The sequence below is a fragment of the Actinomadura geliboluensis genome, from assembly GCF_043197915.1.
Classification (GTDB): Bacteria; Actinomycetota; Actinomycetes; order Streptosporangiales; family Streptosporangiaceae; genus Spirillospora; species Spirillospora geliboluensis.
In genome coordinates this window covers 327,409-351,300 of the sequence record NZ_JBICUA010000002.1, presented here as the reverse complement: position 1 = coordinate 351,300, position 23,892 = coordinate 327,409, and the positions used below count along the sequence as shown (strand labels likewise).

Here is a 23,892-nt window from a genome sequence, read left to right as displayed (position 1 = left end):
GATCGCCCGCCCTTCCCGTCATCAGACCACGGTCGCACCCCCGCCATGACCGCGGTCAGAGGCCGGGCGGGGACCTCGGGCCGATGCGCCCGCGGCGTCCCGGCGGCGACGCTGTCGGCATGCGAATCCAGGCACTCACCCGGCTGGCGAGGATGTCGGCGCTCCCGCTCGGCGCCGGCAGGCGGATGGCCGTGGCCGGCGGGCTCAAGGCCCTCGGCAGGCTCACCGACGAGACCTCGCTGGAACTCCACGAGCGCACCGCCGACCAGCTCTTCGACGTCCTCGGCGGGCTCAAGGGCGGGGTGATGAAGTTCGGCCAGGTGCTGTCGGTGTACGAGGCGGTGCTGCCGCCGTCGATCTCGGCGGTCTACCGGGAGCGGCTGGCCGGGCTCCAGGAGGCCGCGCGGCCGGAGGACGCCGCCCGGGTGCGGCGGGTGCTGGAGGACGACCTCGGCTCCGGCTGGGAGCGCCTCTTCGCGTCGTTCGACCCGGAGCCCGTCGCGGTCGCCTCGCTCGGCCAGGTCCACCGCGCCGTCCTGCCGGACGGCCGTCCGGCCGCGGTCAAGGTGCAGTACCCCGACGCCGCGGAGCAGCTCCTCGCCGACCGGGACCTGACGATCCTCGCGATGCGGCTGTTCACCTCCGCGGTCGCGCCCGGGCTGGACGGCCGGGCGCTGGCGACCGAGCTGATGGACGGCCTGGCCGCGGAACTCGACTACGCGCGGGAGGCGGAGGCGCAGGCCGCGTTCAGAGCGGGGTTCGCGGACGATCCCGATGTCGTCGTTCCCGAAGTGCTCCGCCAGGACGGGCGGGTCCTGGTCTCCGCATGGGTCGGCGGCACACCGCTGGCGCGGATCATCGCCGCCGGGAGCCGCGAGCAGCGCGACCGGGCCGGGCTGCTCCTGACCAGGCTGATGTTCGCCGGGATCCCCAGGACCGGCATGATGCACGGCGACCCGCACCCCGGAAATCTCCGCCTGCTGGAGGACGGCCGCCTCGGCGTCCTGGACTTCGGCGCGATGTACCGCCACGCCCCCGGCGCCATGAGCCCGCTCCACAAGTGGATGCTGATCCATCTCGCCGAGGACCCGGACGAGCTCGTCGCCGTCCTCCGCGAGATCGGATTCCTGCGGCCCGGCGTCCAGGCCGACGGCACGCGCCTCAGGGCGCTCTTCGAGCGTTCCGGAGCGGCCGTCCGGTCCGAGACGTTCCACTTCGACGGCGCCTTCCTGCGCGACGCCCTCCAGGGCATGACCGCGTCGCTGCCAGTCGGCCTCAGCCTCGCGTTCCCACCCGAATACGTCCAGGCTCAGCGCGCCCTCGGCGTCGGCATAGGAGTGCTCTGCCAGCTCAACGCGGAGGTCCCCTTCCAGGGCGAGGCGCTGCGCTGGCTCGGGGACGCCGCCGGTGCTCCCGGCTGACCAGCACCGACTATGCGTTCGGTTTGCCGTCCTTGGCCTGGCGGGCGCGGCGCTCCTCGTCCTCCAGGAGCGGGCCGAGGCGGAACGGGACCTGGTGGGTGAGGACGATCGAGGTGGTGCTGCGGCGGACGCCGGGGCAGGCGAGGATCGAGTCGATGACCTCGTGGAGCTGCCGGCCGTTCGGGGCGACCGCGCGGACGAGGAGGTCGCCCTGGCCGGTGATGCCGAGGACCTCCAGGACGCGCGGGATCGACGACAGAGCCACGGCGGCCTCGCGCAGCCGGCCCTGCGCGACCTCGAGGGTGACGAAGGCGGTCAGCTCGAAGCCGATGGCGCCGAGGTCGACCTCCCGGCCGCGGTGCCCGATGACGCCCTCGCGTTCCAGGCGCTCGACGCGCGCGTGCGCGGTGTTGCGGGCGATGCCGAGCTTGGCGGCCAGTTCGGTGACGCCGATGCGGGGCTGCTCCACCAGGCGGCGGAGTATCTGGAGGTCGAGGAGGGTGGCGCGGGTCACAATGCTCAGCTCCAGCGGGTAACTCGGTTCTGACTTGAGCAATCTGCTCAAGTATTGCCTCAACATCTTGCACACCGCTCAGACAAAGGGGCTCAATGCAAGCATGAGCACCACCGTTTCTTCCTCCCCGCTCCGGGACCGGCTGGAGCTGGAGCGCGGCCGGATCGCGCTCGGCGGCGTGCACGCGCTCGTCCGGCTGCTGCTCGACCAGCGGCGGGCGGACGCGCGGCGCGGCCTGCGGACCGCCGGGTTCGTGTCCGGTTACCGGGGATCGCCGCTCGGCGGGCTCGACCAGCAGCTGATGCGGGACGCGACGCTGCTGGAGGGCCACGACATCCGGTTCGTCCCCGGCGTGAACGAGGAGCTGGCGGCGACGGCCGTGTACGGGTCGCAGCTCGCCGAGCACCTGCCGGGGCCGCTCTACGAGGGCGTCTTCGGGCTCTGGTACGGCAAGGCGCCCGGCGTCGACCGGTCGCTGGACGCGTTCAAGCACGCCAACTGGCTCGGCACGTCCGCGCTCGGCGGGGTGCTCGCGGTGGTGGGCGACGACCCGTCGTGCAAGTCGTCCACGCTGCCGTCGGCGACGGAGGGCGCGCTGGCGGAGGCGTTCATGCCGGTGCTGGTGCCGGGCTCGGTCGCGGACGTGCTGCGGCTGGGACGGCACGGGTTCGAAATGTCCCGGTTCAGCGGCACCTGGACCGGTTTCAAGGTCGTCACCGACGTCGCCGACTCGCACGAGATCGTCGCCGCCGAGCCGGTCCCCGACCCGGTGCTGCCGGAGTTCGCGTGGCGGGGCCGTCCGTGGAAGCCGACCCGCAGGCCGGGCGTCGACCTGAAGGACACGACGTCCCTGGAGCCCGAGGTCCTGGAGGGACGGCTGCAGGCCGCGGCGGCGTACGCGGCGGCCAACGGGCTCGACCGGATCGAGGGCGCCGCCGGCGACGCCTCCCTCGGGCTCGTCGCCGCCGGGCGCACCTACCTGGAACTGCGCGAGGCCCTCGACCGGCTCGGGCTGGACGACGCGGCGCTCGCGCGGCGCGGCGTCCGGCTGCTGCGCCTCGCCATGATCCACCCGCTCGACCGGGACCGGATCCGCGCGTTCGCGCGGGGGCTCCGCGAGATCGTCGTGGTGGAGGAGAAGCGCGGGTTCGTCGAGGCGCAGATCCGCGACGTGCTGTACGACCAGGCGGAACGCCCCGCCGTGTACGGCAAGTACGGGCCCGGCGGCGCCGCCCTCGTCCCGCCCGACGGCGGCCTGGACGCGGACCGGCTCGTCACGGCCCTCGCCCGGCTCCTCGCCGACCGCGTCGGCGCCGAGCACGTCGACCTGCGCGACCCGGTGCTGGCCCCGCGCAAGCCCGCGATCAACCTGCTCGCGCCGGCGCGCACCCCGTACTTCTGCTCCGGCTGCCCGCACAACCGGTCGACGGTCGTCCCGGACGGGTCGGTCGCCGCGAGCGGCATCGGCTGCCACGTCATGACGGTGTTCCAGGACCGGAGCATCGGCACGACGCAGATGGGCGGCGAGGGCGCGATGTGGGTCGGCGCGGCGCCGTTCAGCGGCACCGGGCACCTGTTCCAGAACCTCGGCGACGGAACGTTCTTCCACTCCGGAAGCCTCGCCGTCCGGCAGGCCGTCGCGGCGGGCACGAACATCACGTTCAAGCTGCTGTACAACGCGGCGGTCGCGATGACCGGCGGGCAGGACGCCGACGGCGGCGCCGACCCGGCCGCGATCACCCGGATGCTGCACGCCGAGGGCGTCGCGAAGATCGTCGTGGTGGCGGACGACCCGTCCCGCTACCCGCGCGGCACCGACTGGGCGCCCGGCGTCCGGGTCCGGCACCGCGACGACCTCGACGCCGTGCAGCGCGAGCTGCGCGAGATCCCCGGCGTGACCGTGCTGCTGTACGACCAGGCGTGCGCGGCGGAGTCGCGGCGCAAGCGCAAGCGCGGCCTCGCCCCGGACCCGCAGACCCGGGTGCTGATCAACGAGGCGGTCTGCGAGGGCTGCGGCGACTGCGGCGTGAAGTCGAACTGCCTCAGCGTGGAGCCGGTCGAGACCGAGTTCGGCCGCAAGACGCAGATCAACCAGACGTCCTGCAACAAGGACTACTCGTGCGTGGACGGCGACTGCCCCTCGTTCGTCACCGTCACGCCGGGCGAGCGGAAGGCGCGGCCGTCGCTGCCGGAGATCGGCGAGCTGGACGAGCCCGAGGTCCGGCCCGACGCGGCGGACGTCCTGCTCGTCGGCATCGGCGGCACCGGCGTCGTGACCGTCAACCAGGTCCTCGCCACGGCGGCGCTGATCGACGGCCGGCACGCCCGCGCGCTCGACCAGACCGGGCTCAGCCAGAAGGCCGGCGCGGTCGTGTCGCACCTGCGGATCGGGGACGCCGACCGGGACCGCCCCGGCATGGTCGGCGCGGGCGGCGCCGACGCCTACCTGGTGTTCGACGCGCTCGCCGCGACCACCGAGCCGAACCTGCGCCGCTGCGCGCCCGGCCGGACCGCCGCGGTCGTGTCGACCAGCGAGGTCCCCACCGGCCGGATGATCACCGACACGTCGGCGGCGCTGCCGCCGAGCGCGTCGCTCGTCCAGCGGATCGCCGCCCGCACCGACGCGGGCCGCCTCGTCGCGCTGGACGCCCTCGCGCTCGCCGAACGCTGGTTCGGGAGCACGACCACGGCCAACCTCATCGTGGTCGGCGCCGCGTACCAGGCGGGGCTGCTGCCGCTGTCGGCGAAGGCCATCGAGGAGGCGCTCGCGCTGAACGGCGTCCAGGTGGCGGCGAACGTCCAGGCGTTCCGGGCGGGGCGGCGCCTCGTCCTCGAACCGGACTGGGCCGCCGAGCCCGCCCCGGCCGCCGCCGCCGCGGTCGCGCCGCGCCCGCTGGACGCCACCGCGCCGGCGGCGACGGCGCTGGTCGAGGCGGCCGGCGTGGACGGCGAGCTGGCCCCCGTGCTGCGGATCCGCGTCCCCGACCTCGCCGCCTACCAGGACCTCGCGCTCGCCGAGCGGTACCTGAACGCCGTCCTGCGCGTCGACCGCGCCGAGCGGGACGCGGGCGGCACCGGGCAGCGGCTCGCGGTCGCCGTCGCGCGCAACCTGTACAAGCTGATGGCCTACAAGGACGAGTACGAGGTCGCGCGCCTGCACCTCGACCCCGAGCTCGCGCGCCGGGTCGAGGAGCAGTTCGGGCCCGGCTCGACCGTGTCGTACATGCTGCACCCGCCGCTGCTGCGGGCGGTCGGCCTGGACCGGAAGATCGCGCTCGGCCGGACGGCCCGCCCGGCGTTCCGCGCGCTGCGCGCCATGCGGCGGCTGCGCGGCACCCCGTTCGACCCGTTCGGCGCCGCCGCGCAGCGCCGCGCCGAGCGCCGCCTCGTCACCGGCTACGTCGCCGTCGTGAACGAGCTGGTCGCGGGCCTGCGCGCCGGGGCGGACGCGGACCGCCGCGACCTCGCCGTCCGGATCGCGGAGCTGCCCGACGTGATCCGCGGCTACGAGGACGTGAAGACCGCGAACATCGCCCGCTACGAGGAGGGCCTCCGCGAGCTGCTCGCGGCGTGGCGCGCGGAGCGCGCTGCGGCGCGGGTGTGATGATCGGGTGATCGCGCTGGTCACCGCGCCGACCAGCGCGATCACCCGCTCCCGCCCGCCCGTCGAACCGGGCGGGGACGGCCGCGCGTACTCCCCCACGTGCCGGGGATCGCGCCCGGGCACCGACGTGCGGACGCCGACATCGAGCGCGGACGAGGGTGACGTCCAGTGGAATCGGGCTTGCGGCTGACGGAGCGCTACCGGCTGGTGGAACGCCTCGGCGACGGCGGGACGATGGAGGTCTGGCGCGCCTTCGACGAGTTGCTCGACCGGCCCGTCGCGGTCAAGCTCCCGGCGCCCGGCGGGCCGCCCCGCGCGTTCCAGGAGGGCGTCAACCGCGCCGCCGGGCTGTCGCACCCCGCGCTGGAGACGGTTTACGACAGCGACCTGACCCGGGACGCCGCCGGACGCCTCGTCCCCTACCTGGTGACCGAGTTCCTGGACGGCGAGTCCCTCGCGGACCGGCTTCGCCGCGGCCGGCTCACCGCCCGCGAGGCCGCGTCGGTGTGCGGCCGGGTCGCCGCCGCCCTGGGCGCCGCGCACGCGGCCGGCGTGACGCACGGCGACCTGCGGCCCGGCAAGATCATGCTGCTGCGGGACGAGGTCAGGCTGGTCGACACCGGCATCGGCGGGATCGTCCGGGGCGCCCCCGCGCCGGCCACGGCGGCGGCCGACGTCCGCGCGCTCGGCGCCGTCCTGGCCGCCTGCCTGCCGTCCGGGACGTCCGGGGAGCTGCCCGCGCTCGCCGCCCGCTGCCTGAGCGAGGACGCCCCGTCCGCCCGAGAGGTCGCCGACGCGCTGGCCGGTGACGACGCGCTGGCCGGTGGCGACGTGCCGCCGCGCCGCGTCCGCATGGCACCCGCCGCCGCCGCCGTCCCGCAGGCGACGAAGGCCCTGCCCCCGCCCGCCCCGCCGCGCCCGCGCCACCGCCGCGGCGCCCGCATCGCCGCCGCGACCGTCGCCGCGGCGGTCCCGGCCGCGGTCGCCGCGGTCCTCGCCTCGGCGCCGCGCGCCCCGGTGACCGTCGCGCCGCCCGTCCGGTCGGCCGCCGTTCCACCCGCCACGGCGCCCCGGCGCCCGCCCGCCGCCGAGCCCGCCGAGCGGTCCGGGACGCGGGTGCGCGGCGCGCTCGGCCGGCTGCGGCCGATCGTCAGCCGCGGCTACGCCTCCGGCCAGATCCGCTCCGACGTCGCGCTCGACCTCACCAACGTGATCACGAACCTGGAGCACGACCTCACCGCCGACCGGGACGTGGACGTCGGCCGCCGGATCGCCCTGCTGCACGCCAAGATCGCCACCCGGCGGCGCGAGAACGCGCTCAGCCCCGGTCTCGCGGACGAGCTGAACCGCGTCCTCGCGACCATCGCCGCATGAGCGCCGAGCCGGAGCCCGGCGGCTGGCGCCGGGAGGAGGTCCGCCACCCCCGGCGCGGCCCGCGGGTCCCGTGGCTGGCGCTCGCGGGCGCCGCCGCCACGGCCGTCGCCGCCGCCGTCCTGGTCGCCGGGATCGGCGACGCGCTCGCCGGCCCGGACGGCTCCACCGGCCGCCTCCTCCCGCTGCAGGCCGCCTCCCCGCCCGCGACGAAGACCCCGTCCCCGCCGCCCTCCTCGCCACCGGCCGCCGCACCGGCCGGAACGCCCTCCGAGCCGCCCTCCGGCAGCCCGCCGCGGGAGCGGGTCCCGCCCGGCCTCCTCATCGACGAGGCGCTGGTCAGGCTGCGCGCGTCGGTGGACCAGGGCGTCGCGGCCGGCGACGTCCGCGACGACGTCGGCCTCGACCTGGCCAACGTGATCGACGCCATGCTGGAGCGCCGCCACTCCCCGCTCGACCGCCGCCGCGCGGACGTCGCCGCCCTCCGGCGGAAGATCTCCACCCGCGCCCGCGAGGGCGCCATCGCCGGCGGCCGCGCCGCGCGGCTGCACGGCATCCTGGCCGCCGCCGGCTAGACCCCGCCGGTCAGACGCAGCCGGTCAGACGCAGCCGGTCAGACGCAGCCCTCGAACTGCGGCACCTCGATGATCGACAGGTCGAGGCCGGTGCCGCCGAACCACTTCTCCGCCAGCCGCTCCGCCGTGCCGTCCTGGTACATCCGGGTGATGACCCGGTTGAGCGCCTCGCAGCCGTCGGTGTCGCCCTGGCGGATCCCGATGCCGGTGTTCTGCTCGCTGATCCGGGCGTTCACCAGCCGGAAGCCGCCGCCCTCGCGACGGATGAGCCCGGCGAGGATCACGTCGTTGGTGGTGATGGCGTCCACCGTGCGCGCCTTGATCATGCGCATGCACTCGTCGTAGCTCTTGGCGGGGACGGTCCGGGCCGTCATCCCGCTCAGCGCGCGGAGCCGCAGGATCGGGTCCGCGCCCTCGACGGCGCAGAACCGGCGCCCGCTCAGATCGCGGATGCCCTTGACCCCGCGCTCGTCCGTCCGCACGAGGACGTCCTGGTAGGACATGTAGTACGGGCCCGCGAACGCGACCCGCGTCTTGCGCTCGGGCGTCACCGACAGCGTCGCGAGGACGAGGTCGGCGCGGCCCGACGTCAGCGCCGGAAGCCGCTCGGACGCCAGCACCTGGGTGAACTCGATCTTCTTCCCGAGCCGCCGCCCGACGTACCGGGCGACGTCGATGTCGAACCCCTCGAACTCGCCGTCGGGATGCCGCAGCCCGAGCCCCGGCAGGTCCGGCCGGACGCCGACCACCAGCGTCGACTTGTCGAGCAGCGACTCGTCCGCGCCCCGCCCGCAGCCCGCGAGCAGCCCGGCGGCCAGCAGCACCGCCGCGAGCGTCCGCCCCATGCCCATCCCCCGAACCTCCAGCGAGTCGACCATTCGGGCGTTGCACTCAGAACCGGAGCAGCCCGGGAATTCGGTAGGGGCACTCTATTTCCCCCCACGGTGATCGTCACGGGTTCGGCCGAAGTGCGGCGGACGCCGCCCGGCCCGAACACGCAGAGTCCCGAACACGCAGGGTGAAGTAGCATCGGAGCACCACAGACCGGACTCTCACCTCCAGGGACGGGGTACGCGTGCAGCAGCTCAGCCAGGAGGAGTTCACGGCGCTGCTCGCCTTCCGCACCGGGCTGCGGCGCTATCTGCGCTGGAGCGAGGAGGCGGCGCGCGCCGCCGGGCTGACGCCGGCCCAGCACCAGTTGCTCCTCGCCGTCAAGGGGCACGCCGCCGCGCGCCCGCCCACCATCGGGGACCTCGCCGACTACCTGCTGCTGCGCCACCACAGCGCCGTCGAGCTGATCAACCGGGCCGAGCACGGCGGCCTCGTCGTCCGCGAGCGCGACCCGGACGACAACCGGGTGATGCGGGTGCGGCTGACCGGCGCCGCCGAGCGCGTCCTGGCCGAGCTGACCCGCGTGCACCTCGCGGAACTGCGCGACCTCGCGCCGATCCTCGACCGGCTGACCGCCGAGCTGAAGACCCTCGAAGGGGGCTAACCGGCCACCGCGGCGGTGATCGCGCCCAGCACGGCGACCGACACCACGAGCACCGCCGTCAGGATCCAGCACAGCCGCCGGTTCGGTTCGAGATCCTCCCGGCGGGGCGGCGGTTCGCCCGCCGCCAACCGGTTGAACATCGCGAACCGGGCCGCGAGCTCCCGGTCGTCTCGGCACAGTCCCATCTCGATGAGCGCGAGAACGCGGCTCTCGTGCAACGGCAGGCTCATCGCTCGCTCCTCCGGTTAGACCTTCCTGACTGGCGTAACCGGGAGAAGCAAGATCTATCGTCCGAATCAATCGCAAGCCGATACGAACCGGGCAGATTACTCGTCGCGCGGGCCGAACTCGACGCAGCAGTAGCCCTCCTGCGGGGCGAGCGCGGCCTGGACGCCGGACGCGCCGAGGCCGTCCACCAGACCGGACAGAAAAGCGTGGTTCATCCCGCACACCAGGCCCGGATCATCCGCCGCCATGGGGTGGAACGGGCAGTTGCGCAGCCGCAGCCGCTCCGGGCTCTCCCGCTCGGGCTCGAACCCGTGCCGCTCCAGGACCTCCTGCGCGCGCGTGAGAGCGCGCTCGGTGCCGAGCCGCCCGCCGCGGACGGGCCGGCGCTCCGCCTCGCCCAGCGCGCGCCCCCGCTCGCCGGCGGCCCGCAGCGCCGCGTCCTGCCCGCTCTCCCCCGGCTCCTGCCCGCGCACGGCGTCCAGCAGGATGCCCGCGAGCAGCCCGTGCTCGCGCTGCGGGATGCTGACCCGCACGTCGAGCCCGGACGGCTCGTACACCTTGGGCGCCCGGCCCACCCGCCGCACGCCGGACGGGTTGGCGTAGCGGGCGCACAGCAGCCCGGCGTCCACGAGCTTGTCGAGGTGGAAGGCGGCCAGCTTCCGGGAGATGCCGACGCTCGCCGCCGCCTCGTCCCGGGTCACCGGCGCCCTCGCCGCGCGGATGAACGCGTACATCCGGCGCCGCAGGTCGTCGCTGAGGATCGCGGCGGCCTCCAGCCCGGCGGAGTCCGAAGTCACCCCACCACCCTAACCGGCGATCACCTTAACACCCAAAAACCGGTCCAAACCAAGATGACATACCCACCGACCTCGCCACCGTTGACGCGCTCCTGCTATAACACCAATACTTGTTGGTGAAATAGGAGGTCGTCATGGACGATCCGCAGCGGCAGTCGAAACGCCCGGTGAGCGCGCTCGCCGGGAGCTACGGCCACCCCCTGCACCCGGTCCTCGTGACCGTGCCGATCGGGGCGTGGGTGGGCAGCCTGGTGTTCGACGCCGCCTCGCACCTGGTCGGCGACCCGGACTTCCTGGCCAAGGGCTCGCTGTGGCTCATCGGGCTGGGCATCGCGGGGGCGCTCGCCGCCGCGGCGACCGGGTTCCTCGACCTGCTCGCCGTCCCGCCGGGGACGCGCGCCTTCCGCACCGCGCTCGTCCACATGTCCCTCAACCTCGCCGTCACCGCCGCCTACGCGGGCGGCTTCGGCTGGCGCTACGGGGACGTCACCGGAGCCGTCGCGCCGGGGCCGATCGCCCTGTCGGCGATGTCCCTGGCGGCCCTGGCCGTGTCCGGCTTCCTGGGCGGCAGGCTCGCCTACCGCTACGGCGTCCGCGTCGCCGACGAGCAGACCCAGTCCGAGGGCTTCGCCCGCACATCCCGTCCCACCGCCGACCAAGGAGAACGACCATGAGCATCGCCGCACTCGTCACCTGGCTGATCACCGCCCTGGGCGGCTTCTACATGCTGGGCACCTGGATCGCCCGCGGCGGCGTCCGCGGCGGCACGTCCCGCCTCCCCGTCCCGGTGATCTTCGGCCACTTCCTGCTCGCCGCCGCCGGCCTGGTGGTCTGGATCATCTACCTGTTCGCCGACGCGGCCGCCCTCGCCTGGACGGCCTTCGGCCTGCTGCTGCCGGTGGCGCTGCTCGGCTTCGCGATGTTCTTCCGCTGGCTGTCGGTGACCCGCACCCCGTCCGTCCGCACCGTCGGCGCCCCCGGCTCCGCCCAGGCCGCCACCCCGCCCGAGCGCGCCTTCCCCGTCCCGGTGGTCCTGGGCCACGGCCTCTTCGCAGTGGCGACCCTGCTCCTCGTCGTCCTGTCCGCCCTCCAGTCCTGAACAGACCGACAACCCCAGCCACCACCTCAACCCCGCGCAGACCGGGACCGTCGCGATTGCGACCGAAGGCAGGTTCGAGCGAAGCGAGAACCTGATCGCGCAGCGAGCCGCAAGGCGAGCCGAAGCGATGCAGCAATCGCACGTTCTGCCCGCCGAAGGGAGGGCCGCCAAGGCCCGACCGCCAAGGGCAGGACAATGAATACAGCAGGCACCTCTCCGGATGAGGTGCCTGCTGTGTGTCGGGCGGTCGGGCGAACCGGGCCTTTCGGTCCGGGTCAAGGCTTCGTCCGATGCCCGGGTTCTGCGGTTCTCTGCAAGGCGGGGGTTAGGTACCGGCGACCACTTCCTTCTCTGGCTCGGGGACGGTTGGGGAGGGCTGCGGACGGCGCGGGGTCATGCCAAGGGCGGCGATCGCTGCGATCACCATGAACCCGCCGACCATCAGCCAGGCGTTCGTGTAGGCGGTGTGGGCGTCGGGCCAGCCGCGCGGGGTGCCGAGGGCGGCGACGGCGAGGCTGACGCCGAGGACGGTGCCGATCTGGCGGCTCATGTTCACCACGGCGCTGCCGGTGGCGTAGCGGTGCGGCGGCAGTTCGACGGCGGCGGCCGACAGGATGGTGGGGAGGGCGAGGCCGACGCCCGTCCCGCCGATGAGCCAGCCCGGCAGCAGCTGGGTGGCGTAGGCCGGTGCCGGGCCGAGGCTCATCGCGATCATGACGACGCCGAACGCGCACAGCATGCACCCGGCGGCGGTGATCAGGCCGACGGGGACGCGGGCGGCGGCCAGCCGGCCGGCGACGAGCGCCATGACGGGCACCATCAGCGGGCCGGGCGCGACGGCGAGCCCGGTCCTGATGGGCGAGTAGTGCCAGACCTGCTGCATCCACAGCACGCCGAGCAGGAGGTTGGCGGCGAACGCGACGGTGAACAGCAGGACCGCGGCGTTCGACCAGAAGAAGGTGCGGACGGCGAGCAGCGCGGGCTCGATGACCGGGGCGGGGTGCCGCAGCGAGCGCAGCCAGAACCAGGCCAGGCCGAGCAGGGCGGCGCCCACGACGAGGACGGTGTGCTCGGCGGGCCAGTCGTTGATCTTCACCAGGCCGAGCGCGAGCAGCGCGATCGCGGCGGTCAGCACCGCGGTGCCGGGCAGGTCGGGGACGCGGGCGGTGGCGCCCTCGCGGGAGTCGGGGACGAGCCGCAGCGCGAGCAGCACCGCGGCGATCCCGATGGGGACGTTGACCTCGAACACCCAGCGCCAGGAGACGTCCACCAGGACGCCGCCGACGGCGGGGCCGGCCGCGGCGGCGAGCGCGGACGCGGCGGACCAGATCCGCACGGCGCCGCCGCGCTTGGCCGCGGGGAAGGCCGACAGCAGCAGGCCGAGGCTGGTGGGGATGAGCGCGGCGGCCCCGGCGGCCTGCAGCACGCGGAAGCCGACGAGCCACCACAGGTCGGGCGCGGCGGCGCACGCCTGGGAGGCGAGGGTGAAGACGGTCAGGCCGAGGACGAGCCCGGCCTTGCGCCCGTACCGGTCGGCGAGCCGGCCGAGTGGGACGAGCAGTGCGGCGAACACGATCGCGTAGCCGTTGAGCACCCAGGACAGGTCGGCCATCGGGGTGCCGGCGAAGTCGCGGCCGATGTCGTCGAAGGCCACGTTGACGATGAACAGGTCGAGGCCCGCCATGAAGGAGGCGACGGAGAGCACCGCGAGGACGGGACCGGTGCGTACCTGACTTTGTTCCACCATAGTCAGGGACGCTAGCGCCCGACCTGACTTTGGTCAAGCAAAGTCAGCAGGTTTATAGTGGAGGCGTGACAATCGCACTTGAGGGGCACTTCGCCGACCGCGACGCGTGGTCCATGCAGAACTGCCCGGTCGCCCGGACCCTCGCCGCGCTCGGCCCCCCGTCGGCGGTGCTGGTGCTCAGCGAGGCGTTCTTCGGGACCAATCGTTTCGGCGACTTCGTGCGCAACCTCGGCATGACCGAGTCCGCCGTCACCGCCCGCCTGCGCCACCTCGTCAAGGCGGGGCTGCTCACCCGGGAGCCGTACCAGGAGCCCGGCCAGCGCACGCGCTACGAGTACCACCTGACGAAGATGGGCCTGGACCTCGCGCCCACCCTCGTCAGCCTCATGGAGTGGGGCGAGACCTACCTGCCCCACGAGGAGGGGCGCCAGGTCATGCTGACGCACGCCCGCTGCGGCGAGCGCGTCACGGCGCAGGTCCGGTGCGCGGACGGCCACGACGTCGGGGTGGACGAGATCGTCATGGGCCCGCCCGCCCCCGAGGAGGAGTAGCGGCGGCTCAGCCGGTCCGGCGGGGGCTCGCCCCGCCGGCGAGCCGCAGCGCGTGCTCGACCAGCGACACCAGCACCTGCTTCGCCGACACCGTCCGGCGCGCGTCGCACAGCAGGACGGGCACGTGCGGGTCGATGTCCAGCGCCGTCTGGATCTCCGCCGGGTCGTACCGGTCGGCGTCGTCGAAGCAGTTCACCGCGACGACGAACGGGGTGCCCTTCCGCTCGAAGTAGTCGATCGAGGCGAAGCTCGCCGTCAGCCGCCGCGTGTCGGCGAGCACGACCGCGCCGAGCGCGCCCCGCGACAGCTCGTTCCACATGAACCAGAACCGCTCCTGGCCCGGCGTCCCGAACAGGTAGATCGCGACGCCGTCGCGCAGCGTGATGCGGCCGAAGTCCATCGCCACCGTCGTGGTGGTCTTGGCGGCGACGCCGTCGAGGTCGTCGACGCCGACGCTCGCGTCGGTCAGCGCCTCCTCGGTGCGCAGCGGCCGGATCTCGCTGACCGCGCCCACCAGCGTCGTCTTCCCGACGCCGAACCCGCCGGCGACGAGGATCTTCAGCGCGACGCGCGGGCCGTCCTCCCGGTCGTCGGCGGGCTCGGCGGCGGCGGGGGGCGGTGAATCAGAGTGCACGGAGTTCATCGAGCACCATCCTGAGCAGGTTCTGGTCGGTGTGCGGGGGGACCGCCGCCGGCTGCCCGGTCGGCGAGGACGGCGTGGACCACCGCTGGACGTCCACGAGGCCCGAGTCGATCAGGTCGCCGGCCAGCACCCGGATCACGCCGAGCGGCAGGTTCAGGTCCGAGGCGAGGTCGGCGAGGGCGTGCGGGCGGCGGCACAGCGCCAGCAGCCGGCGCTGCTGGCGCGACAGCCGGCCCGGATCGGCCGGCCGCCGCCCGGTCGCGACGAGGATCGCCACGATGTCGAGCGGCTCGCCGGTCGGCCGGGTCCGGCCGCGCGTCACCGCGTAGGGGCGGACGATGGGCCCGGCGGCGGCGTCGAGCCACCGCTCGCGGCCCCATTCCCGCCCGGGACCCCGGGGAGCTCCGGGCACGTCGCTGGGGTCCATGGCGGGTCACCTGGGTCCGGGTCCGGCGGCGCCCTGCCTGAGTCCGGTGGACAGCTGCCGCCCGACGCGCTTGACCAGCATCGTCATCTCGTAGGCGACGAGGCCCGCGTTCGCGCCGACCTCGCTGAGCAGCGCCAGGCAGCTGTTGGCCCCGGCGGGCACCACGAAGAACAGGCCCTGGTCCATCTCGATGAGCGTCTGCCGGATCTCGCCGGACTCCAGCTGCGGCTTCGCGCCGATCGCGAGGCTGTGGAACCCGGCGGCCAGCGCCGCGAGGTACTCGCCGTCCTCGCGGCCGACGCCGCGCGACTTGCCCATCACGAGCCCGTCCCGGGACAGCACCACGACCTTGCGGATCTGCGGAACCCGGTCGACGAGGTCGTCGAGGAGGAAGTTGAGCTCGGCGGCGACTCCCTGCTGGGTCATGATCTTCCCTCCATGCCGTCGGCCGGTCCTTCGTCCTCGTCCCTGCCCCGCAGCCAGCCGGCCTGCAGGGAGGCGAACAGGTCCCGCGACGCCTCCGCCGAGCGCTCCTCCCAGGCCGCGACCGCGTCCTCGGGCGGCACGGCGGGCGGCTCGTCGAAGCCGTCCTGGTCGCGCAGCTGCGGCGCCAGGTTGCCGCCCCGCACGCGGCGCGGCAGCGGGGCGCGCCCGCCGCCCGCCTGGACCTGCGCGTCCCCGAACGACGCGGGGGCCTCGTAGCGGCCGGCGTCGGCGTAGGGGTCGTGCCCGTAGGCGGGGATGCGCGGCCCCGCGGCCTGGAACGGCCGCGTCGCGTCGAACGCGGGCGGCGGCCCGGGCCGCGCCCCGTACGACGGTGGGGTGCCGTACGACGTCGGGGTCTCGGTTCCGTCGTAGGCGTTGAACCCCACCGTCGCGCCGGGCTCCGGCCCGTCCTCCGGGGACGCCGGGGCGTCGGGCGCCGTGCTCTCGTAGGTCGGCGCCGGGTCGTACTGGGGCGCCTCATAGGCGGGCGCCGGGTCATAGGGCGGCGGGGTCTCCTGGACGGGCGGCGGGGCGGGCGGCGCGTCGTACACCGGCGCGTTCAGCATCGCCGTGGACGACGACGCGGGTGGCGTGGGCCACTGCCGCGTCGACCCGTTCAGCGAAGCGTGCCCGTTCCGCCCGGCTCCCCCGGCGACCGGGACGTCGCCGCCGGGTCCGGCGGCCTGCCCGTCCTCGTCCTCCGGCTGGTCGACGTCCACGATCAGCTCACGCGGGATCAGCACGACCGCGCTGACGCCCCCGTACAGCGACGGCTGGAGCGCGACCCTGATGCCGTGCCGTCCGGCGAGCCGGGCGACGACGAACAGCCCGAGCCGGTCGGTGACGGCGAGGTCGAACTCCGGCGGCCGCGACAGCCGCAGGTTCAGCGCGTCCAGTTCGGACTGGTCGAGGCCGATGCCGCGGTCGATGACGTCGACGGCGAACCCGTTGGCGCCCATCTCGCCGCGCACCAGCACCTCGGTCGGCGCGGGCGAGAACACGGTGGCGTTCTCGATCAGCTCGGCGAGCAGGTGGATGATGTCGGCGACGGCCTCGCCGATCAGCGCGGCCCGCCCGGAGACGACCACGACCTCGACGCGGGTGTAGTCCTCGACCTCGGCGACGGCGGCGCGGAGCACGTCCTCGACGTGCACCGGCCGGCTCCAGCCGCGGCCCGGGGTCGTCCCGGACAGGATGACCAGGCCCTCGGCGTGCCGGCGCATGCGGGTGGTGAGGTGGTCGAGCCGGAACAGGTCCTCCAGGGCCTTCGGGTCGGACGCGCCGCGCTCCATCTCGTCCAGCATCCGGAGCTGGCGGTGCAGCAGCGACTGGCTGCGCCAGGCGACGTTGAGGAACACGCGGCTGATGCCCTGCCGCAGGTACGACTCGCGGACGGCGGTGTCGATCGCGGTGTGCTGCACCTTGGTGAACGCGTCGCCGACCCGCGCGACCTCCTTGGTCTTGCCGATGACGAGCGGCGGCGCCTCGGCGTCCACGTCGACCTCCTCGCCGCGCCGGAGCCGGGCGACGACGCCGGGCAGCCGGTCCTCGGCGAGGTCCAGCGCGGCGCGCTGCAGCCCGCGCAGCTCGCGGGACAGGCTGCGGGCCGCGAGCAGCGACAGCACGATCGAGGCGATGACCGCGAGCAGCCCGAACCCGCCGGCGAGGACGAGCCGCATCACGATCCGCTCGCCGATCGGCTTCGCCAGCTCGTTCAGCGCGAGGCTCGCCTGCTGGACCCGCTGGCCCCACGCCTGCGACAGCAGCTGGGTGGTGGCCTGCCAGTCGGCCGCCTCCGGCGGCAGCCGGTCGCCGCGCGCGTCCACGATCGCGGTCTCGGCGGCCCGGTACCGCCGGAACTGCTCGGACGCGGCGAGCGCGCTCAGCGGCGCGCGGATCTGCTCGTCGAGGTCGGCGAGGCCGGCCTCGAACTCGCGCCGGCCCTCCGCCGCCCACTGGACGAACGCGGTGTGCTCGGCCCGGGTGAGCCGGCCGTTGCGCGCCATCGCGGCGGTGACGAGCGAGTCCTGGCGCAGCATGTAGGCGCGGGCGTTGCCGATGCCGATCAGCGCGCGGCCCTGGGTGAGGATCGCGACGTCGTTGACCGTCACCAGGCCGTCGAAGACCTTGATGACCTGGTCGAGCATCGTGCTGTAGGAGTTGATGACGTCGAGCGGCGCGGTCCTGCCGGAGTCGACCTCGCCGCGCAGCCGCGGCAGCCCGTCCAGCGCCTTGATCGCCTCGGCGAGGCGCTTCTTCGTCTCGGGCTGCGCCGCGTCCTGCGCGTCGGCCGACAGCGCCGTCCCGCGGAAGGACTTCTCGACCGCGCTGACCCGGGCGCGCTGCGCGCCGAGCTTCTGCCTGGCCCCGGCGTCGCGGGAGACGAGCGCGGCGACGCTGAGCGACCGCTCGGCCTGGAGCTGGTTCACCAGGTAGAGGCCGGGCAGGCCCATCTTCTCGTACGTCGTCGAGAAGTCGTACTTGTCGAAGGCGTCGCCGAGGGTGATGTTCGCGGCGAACGCCCACAGGGTGATGAGCGACACCAGCGGCACCAGCAGCAGCGCCGTGATCCGCAGGCGGATCGGGCGCCGCCGGCGGGGCCTGCCGCCGGGGACGCCGTCGCGGGGTGTCTTCGAGGCCATCTGATCACAACCTCATGCCGGGGACGGGCCGGGTGCGCCGGCCCGTGTCGTGGGGGATGCGGGGACGGAGAGCGGGGTCGTGGTGCTCGCGTCGGTGCGGGGTCAGGTCTTCACGGGGTCAGGTCCTCACGAGGTCACGTCCTCACGGGTCATCTCCTCGCGGGGTCATGTCCTCGCTTGGGGGCGTACCTCGTCCATGGCCGCGCGGGCGACCAGCCCGCGCAGCCGGCCGGAGATCATGGCGACGGCCTCCGCGTGGCCGCGCGCCGCCTGCTCCCGGGACGTGTACTGCCCGATGTCGGCGTGCATCGCGTGGTCGGACACGAGCGTCTGCCACAGCAGCGGCCGGCCGTTCGCGGCGATGCCGAGGTCGACGACGGTGAACCAGGTCGAGACGACCACGACGGCGGCGCCGACGCGGATGACGTCCTGCGCGAGCAGGCGCCCCCGCACGTCCAGCAGCAGCCGCTGGGCCTCCTCTGCGGTGGCCGGGGTCCCGTCCGACCGGTGGTAGCGCGGGGGACGGCGGTCAGCGGGCGCGTATTCGGGCATGGCACTTCCATTCGCCGAACCGGGGGTCTGCGAAAGGGGTGCTCAGTGCCCGGGGTACTCGTCCCGCGGCCAGGCGCGCACTTCGCACCACACCGACTTTCCGGCCGGGGTGTGCTCGGTGCCGTGCCCGTCGGCCATGACCGCGACGAGGAACCAGCCCCGTCCCGTCTCCTCCATGAGGTCGACCTGGCGCGGCCGGGGGACGCCGCCGCCCTGGTCGTGCACCTCGACGCGGAGCCGGGTGCCGGCGCGCAGCAGCCGCAGCCGCAGCGTGGAGCCCGTCGCGTGCCGGACGGCGTTGGTGACCAGCTCGGAGACCAGGACCTCGGCGTCGTCACGGATGTGCGCGATGCCGGAGGCGGCGGTGACGGACCGGCTGAACCGCCGCGCCCGCGGCACGGACTCCCGTTCGGCGGGCAGCGTCAGCTCGCCCAGCAGCAGCGGGGGCGGTTCGTCGATCGTGGGCAGGCCGTGCGGCGGTGTCGTCGTGGCCGTGCCGGTGGTGAGCGCGTCGCCGGGGAGTGTGTTGGGGAGTGGGCTGCTAGGGAGTTCGATGGTGTGGTGTTCGCCCGACATGGTGAACGCCTCCTTGACTAAGGCGTGTCGCCCGGGCCCAGCCCGGCCGGGGTGCGGGGCTGGTGAGGGCGTGGGGGGTCGGCGCCTGCGGCGCCGTGTTCGAGGAGGCCGTCATGACGGCTCGCCCTCCTCGGCCTGGGTGCCCGCCCGGCTGCGCAGCAGCCGGGCGGTACTGGTGAACCACTCGTAGTTCTCCTGCTCGAAGCGGCGGCCCCGCAGGCAGGTGAGGTACGGACCGAGCGGCGTCCCGGTGCGCAGGAACGCCTCCTCGTCCATGTCGCCGCGCAGGTGCTTGAGGGTGCGCTCGAAGACCTCGACCTTGGCGGCGGCCGCGACCGCCCTGTCCTCGAGCTGCGCGATGACGGACGCGGCGGAGATGTGGTCCACGGCCTGGACCATCACGAGCAGGTTCTCGCGGATGATCCCGGGTTTCGCGGGCGTCTCGGCGAACCGTTCGAGCTCGTCGACGCCGGCCTGCGTGACCGTGTACACCCGCTTGTTGGGACGGTCGTGCTGGATGATCTGCCGTCCGCGGATCAGGCCCTCCGTCTCCAACCTCGACAGCTCCGAGTAGAGCTGCTGCGGTACGGCATGCCAGAAGTTGGAGACCGACAAATCGAAGATCTTGGCCAGCTGGTAGCCGCTGTACTCGCCGTCGAGCAGCGCCGCCAGCACCGCGTGACGTAGCGCCATCGGCCTTCTCTCCCCGCCTTGACTCAGGGTTGCGACCGACGTTATCAGACAAAGACATGATTAGTCATGCTTTTGACTAGGATTGGTCGAGGGGAATTTCTGGATCTTCGGAATTGCAGGTCATGGGGGTCATGACGGCCGTGCGGACGGCGGTCATGCGGGGGTCCGCCGGAGTTCCGCGACGCCCGGTTCGAGGTCGTCCGCGAGTGCGGTGATCTCCCCGGCGAGGAACGCCTCGCGGGTCAGCCGGCGCTGCATCTTGCCGCTCGTGGTGCGGCGCACGGTGCCGCGCGCGGTGAGCACGACGCTCACCGCGGGCAGCTCGAACGCCCGTGCCACACGGGCCTTGAGGAGCGCCGCCAACTCGTCCAGGGGTGTGCCCGCGGCCGCCCGCGTGCTGATCTCCTGGACGAGGACGACGTGCTCCCGGCCCGCGTCCAGCCCGCCGTCCGGCCCCCCGTCCAGCGCGCCGTCGAGGGCGAACGCGGCGCCGACCAATGCGGCCGGATGGGCCGCCCGCGCCGCCTCCTCGATGTCGTGGGCATGGATATTGCGGCCGTTGACGATGATCAGATCCTTGATCCTCCCGGTGACGAAGAGTTCGCCGCCGAGCTGGAATCCGAGATCACCGGTACGCAGATAGGGGCCGTTCCCGGAGTCCGTTCTCGCCCGGAAAGTCGCGGCGCTTTCCTCCGCGCTTCCCCAATAGCCCCGTGCGACGCTGCCGCCCCGCACCCAGATCTCGCCGACGCGCCCCTCCGGGCGCTCGGCGCGGGTGTCGGGGTCGACGATCCGCACGTCCAGCGTGACCGGCCGGCCGCTGCTCACCAGCCGCCGTACGGGCCCCGGTCCGGTGCCGGGGACGGCCTCGTCCTTGGTGAGGGCGTCGGCGTCGAAGTCGCGGATCACCGGGCCGCCGCCGAGCGGCGCGCCGGTGACGAGCAGCGTCGTCTCCGCCATCCCGTAGCAGGGCATCCACATCTCGGGCCGGAACCCGACCGGGCCGAACCGCTCGGCGAGGGCCTCCAGGGTCGCCGCCCGCACCGGCTCGGCGCCGTTCTTCACCACCGTCAGCGACGACAGGTCCAGCCCGTCCAGCTGCCGGTCGGTGACGCGGCGCAGGGCCAGCTCGTACCCGAAGTTGGGCGCCACGGTGATCGTGCCCCGGTACCGGCTGATCAGCTCCAGCCACAGCACGGGGCGCTTGATGAACGTGATCGGCGAGGTGAACACGTACCGGCAGGCGAGGTAGAGCGGCTGGAGGAACTGACCGACCAGCCCCATGTCGTGGTAGTGCGGCACCCAGCCGACGCCGATCGTGTCGGGCGAGCCCTCGATCCGGCGCTTGATCTCCTCGCCGTTGCACAGCAGGTTGCCGTGGCTGACCATCACGCCCTTCGGGTCGCTGGTCGAGCCGGACGTGTACTGCAGGAACGCGAGGGTGTCGGGGCCGAACTCCGGCGGCGACCAGTCGCCCGGATCGACGTCCTTGCCCGCCTGGGTGTCGAGGCAGTGCAGGCGGCTGCGCAGGCCCGCCGCCCGCAGCCACGCGTCGAGCGTGCCCCGGTGGGCGGTGTCGGTGAGGATCAGCGCGATGTCGGCGTCCTCGATGATGCGGCGAGTGCGCCCGAACCGTCCCGCGTCCAGGTCGGGCAGCGGCGCCGGGACGGCGATGACGCGCGCATACAGGCACCCCAGGAACGCCGAGATGAACTCCAGGCCCTCCGGATACAGCAGCAGGACGGCCCTGTCCCGCAGCCCGCGCGCCTCCAGGCGGCGGGCCAGCGCGCGCGCCTTGCGGTCGAGTTCGGCGAACCCGAGCACGTTCTCCTTATAGGTGCGCCCGGCCCCGGGGGGTGCGGGGGGTTGCCCCCCGGAAGAAGACGCCTCGCTGATGAAGGTGAACGAGCGGTCGTCACCGTGGGTCCGGATGTTGTCCCGGACCAGCGACACGAAATCCGTGTACACGGCCTATCACTCGTCCTCGGCGAGAGAGAGCAGGGAGAACCAGCGCCGTTCGTCGAAGCCGCGGAACATCGCGTCCTCCAGCGACGGGAGGAACTCCTCCGACAGGACGGCGTCGGGCTGCGCGCGCTGGAGCAGCCGCTGCAGGCACAGCACGAGCCACTGGCCGTCGGCGAACGCCCCGCCGAACGCGTGCCTGTTGTGCAGCCACGTCAGCATGCAGGAGGCCATCGCGTGCAGCTCGCAGTACCGCTTGGCGCGGGCGAGCGCGGCGACCGAGGAGATGTCGCCCTCGCTCGTCCGGATGCCCTCCTCCACCTTGGCGCGCAGCCCGCCGATGCTGGACGTGAGATCCTTCAGCTCCGCCGCGACGCCGGGCGCCGCGTGCGCGTTCGCCGCCGCCAGGACCTGCTCGGCGAGCTGCTCGAACCGCTGCCCGACCTCGTCGCGCCCCTCGTTGGTGAGCTGGAGCAGCCGCCCGTCCGGCTCCCAGGCGGGCGGGGTGCGCGTCCAGCAGAACAGGTCGGCGAGCAGCTCGTCCTCGCGCCCGGTCTCCTCTGGCGGCTCGATCAGGTAGGGGAGCTGCCCGGCGACGTTCGCCAGGTTCACGTGCGTAGTGCCCTCGAAGATGCTCGCGATCGCGTGGTCGCGCTGGAGCTTCTGGAACACCCCGTGCGCCACGCCCTCGCGCAGGTAGCCGCGCGCGGCGAGGACGGTGCCGATGCTCGCCACGACCTCCTCCCCCACCACGGGGACGAAGTACTTCACGATCGACGACCACAGGCTCAGCCGCCCCGGCGCCACCGTCAGGCAGCGCGCCACCGGGATCGCGACGCACTCGGCGATCAGCAGGTCCAGATGGGCCTTCAGCAGATGGTCCCGGATGACGGGGATCTTGTAGATGTCCGAGCCGTAGAGGGTGCGCTGCCGGGCGTACTCCATCCCGATCCGCACGACCGCGTCCATCGTGCCGACCGACAGCGCCGCGATCGCCGTCCGGGTGATCTGCAGCGTCTTCAACGTCTGGACGAGCCCGGACCCGCGCCGCCCGATCACCCGGTCGGCCGGGACCCGCGCCCCGGAGAACGCGACGCCGGACAGGTCGTGGCCGCGCAGCCCCACCGTCCGGACGGGCGGCAGCGTCGACCAGACCGCCGGGTCCAGTTCCCGCTTGTCCACCAGGATGAGGGAGAAGTCGCGCGGGCCGGTCCTGGCATAGGTGGTCACGAACCGGCCGCGGGTGGCGTTGCCGACCGGCCACTTCACGCCCGTCAGCACCAGCTCGTCGCCCTGGATCTCGGCCTCCGACTCCGACGCCATCACATCGCTGCCGTGGTCGGCCTCCGAGACGCCGAAGCAGGCCAGGTCGCCGCGCAGCACCCCGTCGGCGACCGCCTTGCGCTGCCAGGAGTTCCCCCACAGCCACACGGGGTTCACCGCGAGCAGCCCCGACCCGTACATCACCGCCACCGTGACGCTGCGGCGGGAGATGCCGCGGGTCACGAAGAACAGCTCCTCCAGGGTCGACAGCCGTCCGCCGAGCGGGGCCGGCACCAGGTACGCAGGAAAGCCCCAGGCCCGGACGGCGTCCACCGCGCCCGGCGGCAGTTCGTCGCGCTCCTCGGCCTCCACGATCGCCTTGTAGGAGAACGGCCCGGCCTCGTCGTCCATCGGATCGCCGAGGTAGCCGTCCAGGTCGGCGGCGATCCCGTGCGCCGGGGACAGCCCGGCGGGCGCCCGGCCCGGCGGCGGCGGGCTCCCGGACGCCTGCCGCGCGGACGCCTGCCGTTCGGGTGCCTGCCGTGCCGGTGCCGGCCGCGCGGGTGCCGGGTCCGTGGACGCCGGCCCGGCGGGGGCGGGGTCCGCGAGCGCCGGAACCGCGCGTGCGGGGCTCACGGGGTGTGCGGGGACCTTACTGTCCATCTTTCCTTCCACTCCCTTTGATCCTCGGTCGGCTCCAGCGGCCGCGGCGTCCGGCCGCACCGTCGGCCGCGCCCGCTGATCGGCGCGCCCTAGGGCGCCGTGCCGTGCGTGTCCCCCGAGCCGTGCGCGCCGCCCACCCCGGCGGCGTTCGCCGCGGCTCCCCCCGCGGCCTCCTCCATCCGCCTCCCCACCACCCGGGCGAGCGTCATCGCCGCGGGCAGCGGGCGCACCATGACCGTCAGGCCGGTGACGAGTCCCGTGTCGCCGAACCTGAGCCAGTCGAGCCCCTGCACCTCCTTGCCCAGCACCCGGGCATCGAAGATCAGCGCCTGCGCGGGCGGACCGGGCCCGTCCGGGACGCGGCTGACCAGGTCGTCGAGGTAGCGGAAGTCCTCGAAGACCTCGAACAGCACCGCGATCAGCGCGGTGACGGTGTCGCGGCCGCGATACGGCCGCACCATCACCGGGCTGCGGAACTCGATGCCCGGGTCCAGGGCGCGGGTGACGGCGGCGAGGTCCTTGGCCTCCACCGCCGTTCGGAACGTTCCGGCAGCCGTCATCCGAACTGCTCCCTTCGCTCGCC

At 73.9% G+C, this 23,892-nt stretch carries 23 protein-coding genes; 8 read left to right on the top strand and 15 right to left on the bottom strand.

What is annotated here, in order from left to right; all coding sequences use genetic code 11:
* Nucleotides 1-119 precede the first annotated feature (119 nt).
* On the top strand, nucleotides 120-1,421 hold the full coding sequence (locus tag ACGFI1_RS07210) for an ABC1 kinase family protein (protein ID WP_392783905.1): 1,302 nt from the start codon (nucleotides 120-122) through the stop codon (nucleotides 1,419-1,421).
* Nucleotides 1,422-1,431: 10 nt separating this feature from the next.
* On the opposite strand, the gene ACGFI1_RS07205 is transcribed toward ACGFI1_RS07210, so the two are convergent.
* Nucleotides 1,432-1,986: an Lrp/AsnC family transcriptional regulator gene (locus ACGFI1_RS07205; RefSeq protein ID WP_301177190.1), complete on the bottom strand. Its 555-nt coding sequence runs from the start codon at nucleotides 1,984-1,986 to the stop codon at nucleotides 1,432-1,434.
* A gap of 52 nt (nucleotides 1,987-2,038) precedes the next feature.
* On the opposite strand from ACGFI1_RS07205, the gene ACGFI1_RS07200 reads away from it, so the two are divergent.
* The 3 genes from ACGFI1_RS07200 (at nucleotide 2,039) to ACGFI1_RS07190 (ending at nucleotide 7,485) form a co-directional block, all read left to right on the top strand.
* Nucleotides 2,039-5,539 (top strand): indolepyruvate ferredoxin oxidoreductase family protein, encoded by a 3,501-nt coding sequence (locus tag ACGFI1_RS07200; protein ID WP_392783903.1) that lies wholly within the window; start codon nucleotides 2,039-2,041, stop codon nucleotides 5,537-5,539.
* Between the two features lie 168 nt (nucleotides 5,540-5,707).
* Nucleotides 5,708-6,913, top strand: coding sequence for a protein kinase domain-containing protein (locus tag ACGFI1_RS07195; protein ID WP_392783901.1), 1,206 nt, complete (start codon nucleotides 5,708-5,710; stop codon nucleotides 6,911-6,913).
* Complete coding sequence (locus ACGFI1_RS07190; RefSeq protein WP_392783900.1) at nucleotides 6,910-7,485, top strand: hypothetical protein; 576 nt, start codon at nucleotides 6,910-6,912, stop codon at nucleotides 7,483-7,485. The genes ACGFI1_RS07195 and ACGFI1_RS07190 overlap by 4 nt, the downstream gene beginning before the upstream one ends.
* 38 nt (nucleotides 7,486-7,523) lie before the next feature.
* On the opposite strand, the gene ACGFI1_RS07185 is transcribed toward ACGFI1_RS07190, so the two are convergent.
* Entirely contained in the window at nucleotides 7,524-8,336 is an 813-nt protein-coding gene (locus ACGFI1_RS07185; protein WP_392783898.1) for a glutamate ABC transporter substrate-binding protein, read from the bottom strand.
* Nucleotides 8,337-8,560: 224 nt separating this feature from the next.
* On the opposite strand from ACGFI1_RS07185, the gene ACGFI1_RS07180 reads away from it, so the two are divergent.
* Nucleotides 8,561-8,980, top strand: a complete 420-nt coding sequence (locus tag ACGFI1_RS07180; RefSeq protein WP_138642119.1) for a MarR family winged helix-turn-helix transcriptional regulator — start codon at nucleotides 8,561-8,563, stop codon at nucleotides 8,978-8,980.
* Here ACGFI1_RS07180 and ACGFI1_RS07175 read toward each other — a convergent pair.
* Complete coding sequence (locus ACGFI1_RS07175) at nucleotides 8,977-9,210, bottom strand: DUF3040 domain-containing protein (RefSeq protein ID WP_301177002.1); 234 nt, start codon at nucleotides 9,208-9,210, stop codon at nucleotides 8,977-8,979. The genes ACGFI1_RS07180 and ACGFI1_RS07175 overlap by 4 nt on opposite strands.
* Before the next feature lie 96 nt (nucleotides 9,211-9,306).
* Complete coding sequence (locus ACGFI1_RS07170; protein WP_386872849.1) at nucleotides 9,307-10,005, bottom strand: helix-turn-helix transcriptional regulator; 699 nt, start codon at nucleotides 10,003-10,005, stop codon at nucleotides 9,307-9,309.
* 134 nt (nucleotides 10,006-10,139) lie between these two features.
* On the opposite strand from ACGFI1_RS07170, the gene ACGFI1_RS07165 reads away from it, so the two are divergent.
* Together ACGFI1_RS07165 and ACGFI1_RS07160 are read left to right on the top strand one after the other, a co-directional pair.
* Nucleotides 10,140-10,679, top strand: coding sequence for a DUF2231 domain-containing protein (locus ACGFI1_RS07165; protein ID WP_392783896.1), 540 nt, complete (start codon nucleotides 10,140-10,142; stop codon nucleotides 10,677-10,679).
* Complete coding sequence (locus tag ACGFI1_RS07160) at nucleotides 10,676-11,104, top strand: hypothetical protein (RefSeq protein ID WP_392783895.1); 429 nt, start codon at nucleotides 10,676-10,678, stop codon at nucleotides 11,102-11,104. The genes ACGFI1_RS07165 and ACGFI1_RS07160 overlap by 4 nt, the downstream gene beginning before the upstream one ends.
* A 325-nt stretch (nucleotides 11,105-11,429) precedes the next feature.
* Here the strand turns inward: ACGFI1_RS07160 and ACGFI1_RS07155 are convergent, their stop codons facing one another.
* A complete protein-coding gene (locus ACGFI1_RS07155) occupies nucleotides 11,430-12,851 on the bottom strand; it encodes an MFS transporter (protein ID WP_392783893.1) in 1,422 nt (473 codons plus the stop codon).
* A 65-nt stretch (nucleotides 12,852-12,916) separates the two neighbouring features.
* Here ACGFI1_RS07155 and ACGFI1_RS07150 point away from each other — a divergent pair, with 65 nt between their 5' ends.
* Nucleotides 12,917-13,402, top strand: a complete 486-nt coding sequence (locus ACGFI1_RS07150; protein WP_205719629.1) for a winged helix-turn-helix transcriptional regulator — start codon at nucleotides 12,917-12,919, stop codon at nucleotides 13,400-13,402.
* A 7-nt stretch (nucleotides 13,403-13,409) separates the two neighbouring features.
* Here ACGFI1_RS07150 and ACGFI1_RS07145 read toward each other — a convergent pair whose 3' ends face one another.
* The 10 genes from ACGFI1_RS07145 to ACGFI1_RS07100 all read right to left on the bottom strand — a co-directional run bounded on the left by ACGFI1_RS07145 (nucleotide 13,410) and on the right by ACGFI1_RS07100 (nucleotide 23,869).
* Complete coding sequence (locus ACGFI1_RS07145; RefSeq protein WP_138641131.1) at nucleotides 13,410-14,045, bottom strand: GTP-binding protein; 636 nt, start codon at nucleotides 14,043-14,045, stop codon at nucleotides 13,410-13,412.
* On the bottom strand, nucleotides 14,026-14,472 hold the full coding sequence (locus ACGFI1_RS07140; RefSeq protein WP_138641133.1) for a DUF742 domain-containing protein: 447 nt from the start codon (nucleotides 14,470-14,472) through the stop codon (nucleotides 14,026-14,028). The genes ACGFI1_RS07145 and ACGFI1_RS07140 overlap by 20 nt, the downstream gene beginning before the upstream one ends.
* A 6-nt stretch (nucleotides 14,473-14,478) precedes the next feature.
* Entirely contained in the window at nucleotides 14,479-14,898 is a 420-nt protein-coding gene (locus ACGFI1_RS07135) for a roadblock/LC7 domain-containing protein (RefSeq protein WP_138641134.1), read from the bottom strand.
* On the bottom strand, nucleotides 14,895-17,600 hold the full coding sequence (locus ACGFI1_RS07130; RefSeq protein WP_392783890.1) for a nitrate- and nitrite sensing domain-containing protein: 2,706 nt from the start codon (nucleotides 17,598-17,600) through the stop codon (nucleotides 14,895-14,897). The genes ACGFI1_RS07135 and ACGFI1_RS07130 overlap by 4 nt, the downstream gene beginning before the upstream one ends.
* A 165-nt stretch (nucleotides 17,601-17,765) precedes the next feature.
* Complete coding sequence (locus ACGFI1_RS07125; protein WP_138641136.1) at nucleotides 17,766-18,152, bottom strand: hypothetical protein; 387 nt, start codon at nucleotides 18,150-18,152, stop codon at nucleotides 17,766-17,768.
* A gap of 42 nt (nucleotides 18,153-18,194) precedes the next feature.
* Entirely contained in the window at nucleotides 18,195-18,728 is a 534-nt protein-coding gene (locus tag ACGFI1_RS07120) for an ATP-binding protein (RefSeq protein ID WP_392783888.1), read from the bottom strand.
* Between the two features lie 111 nt (nucleotides 18,729-18,839).
* Nucleotides 18,840-19,421, bottom strand: coding sequence for a PadR family transcriptional regulator (locus tag ACGFI1_RS07115; protein ID WP_392733031.1), 582 nt, complete (start codon nucleotides 19,419-19,421; stop codon nucleotides 18,840-18,842).
* Between the two features lie 153 nt (nucleotides 19,422-19,574).
* On the bottom strand, nucleotides 19,575-21,389 hold the full coding sequence (locus tag ACGFI1_RS07110; RefSeq protein WP_392783886.1) for a fatty acyl-AMP ligase: 1,815 nt from the start codon (nucleotides 21,387-21,389) through the stop codon (nucleotides 19,575-19,577).
* A gap of 6 nt (nucleotides 21,390-21,395) precedes the next feature.
* Nucleotides 21,396-23,282: an acyl-CoA dehydrogenase family protein gene (locus ACGFI1_RS07105; protein WP_392783884.1), complete on the bottom strand. Its 1,887-nt coding sequence runs from the start codon at nucleotides 23,280-23,282 to the stop codon at nucleotides 21,396-21,398.
* A gap of 116 nt (nucleotides 23,283-23,398) precedes the next feature.
* A complete protein-coding gene (locus tag ACGFI1_RS07100; RefSeq protein ID WP_386872863.1) occupies nucleotides 23,399-23,869 on the bottom strand; it encodes a nuclear transport factor 2 family protein in 471 nt (156 codons plus the stop codon).
* Nucleotides 23,870-23,892: the final 23 nt, after the last annotated feature.

Excerpts from the sequence above, each read along its gene's own strand:
- ACGFI1_RS07210 (WP_392783905.1), top strand. The coding sequence starts at position 120 with ATGCGAATCCAGGCACTCACCCGGCTGGCGAGGATGTCGGCGCTCCCG.
- ACGFI1_RS07200 (WP_392783903.1), top strand. The coding sequence starts at position 2,039 with ATGAGCACCACCGTTTCTTCCTCCCCGCTCCGGGACCGGCTGGAGCTG.
- ACGFI1_RS07190 (WP_392783900.1), top strand. The coding sequence starts at position 6,910 with ATGAGCGCCGAGCCGGAGCCCGGCGGCTGGCGCCGGGAGGAGGTCCGC.
- ACGFI1_RS07185 (WP_392783898.1), bottom strand. The coding sequence starts at position 8,336 with ATGGGCATGGGGCGGACGCTCGCGGCGGTGCTGCTGGCCGCCGGGCTG.
- ACGFI1_RS07175 (WP_301177002.1), bottom strand. The coding sequence starts at position 9,210 with ATGAGCCTGCCGTTGCACGAGAGCCGCGTTCTCGCGCTCATCGAGATG.
- ACGFI1_RS07165 (WP_392783896.1), top strand. The coding sequence starts at position 10,140 with ATGGACGATCCGCAGCGGCAGTCGAAACGCCCGGTGAGCGCGCTCGCC.
- ACGFI1_RS07160 (WP_392783895.1), top strand. The coding sequence starts at position 10,676 with ATGAGCATCGCCGCACTCGTCACCTGGCTGATCACCGCCCTGGGCGGC.
- ACGFI1_RS07155 (WP_392783893.1), bottom strand. The coding sequence starts at position 12,851 with ATGGTGGAACAAAGTCAGGTACGCACCGGTCCCGTCCTCGCGGTGCTC.
- ACGFI1_RS07145 (WP_138641131.1), bottom strand. The coding sequence starts at position 14,045 with ATGAACTCCGTGCACTCTGATTCACCGCCCCCCGCCGCCGCCGAGCCC.
- ACGFI1_RS07140 (WP_138641133.1), bottom strand. The coding sequence starts at position 14,472 with ATGGACCCCAGCGACGTGCCCGGAGCTCCCCGGGGTCCCGGGCGGGAA.
- ACGFI1_RS07135 (WP_138641134.1), bottom strand. The coding sequence starts at position 14,898 with ATGACCCAGCAGGGAGTCGCCGCCGAGCTCAACTTCCTCCTCGACGAC.
- ACGFI1_RS07130 (WP_392783890.1), bottom strand. The coding sequence starts at position 17,600 with ATGGCCTCGAAGACACCCCGCGACGGCGTCCCCGGCGGCAGGCCCCGC.
- ACGFI1_RS07125 (WP_138641136.1), bottom strand. The coding sequence starts at position 18,152 with ATGCCCGAATACGCGCCCGCTGACCGCCGTCCCCCGCGCTACCACCGG.
- ACGFI1_RS07120 (WP_392783888.1), bottom strand. The coding sequence starts at position 18,728 with ATGTCGGGCGAACACCACACCATCGAACTCCCTAGCAGCCCACTCCCC.
- ACGFI1_RS07115 (WP_392733031.1), bottom strand. The coding sequence starts at position 19,421 with ATGGCGCTACGTCACGCGGTGCTGGCGGCGCTGCTCGACGGCGAGTAC.
- ACGFI1_RS07100 (WP_386872863.1), bottom strand. The coding sequence starts at position 23,869 with ATGACGGCTGCCGGAACGTTCCGAACGGCGGTGGAGGCCAAGGACCTC.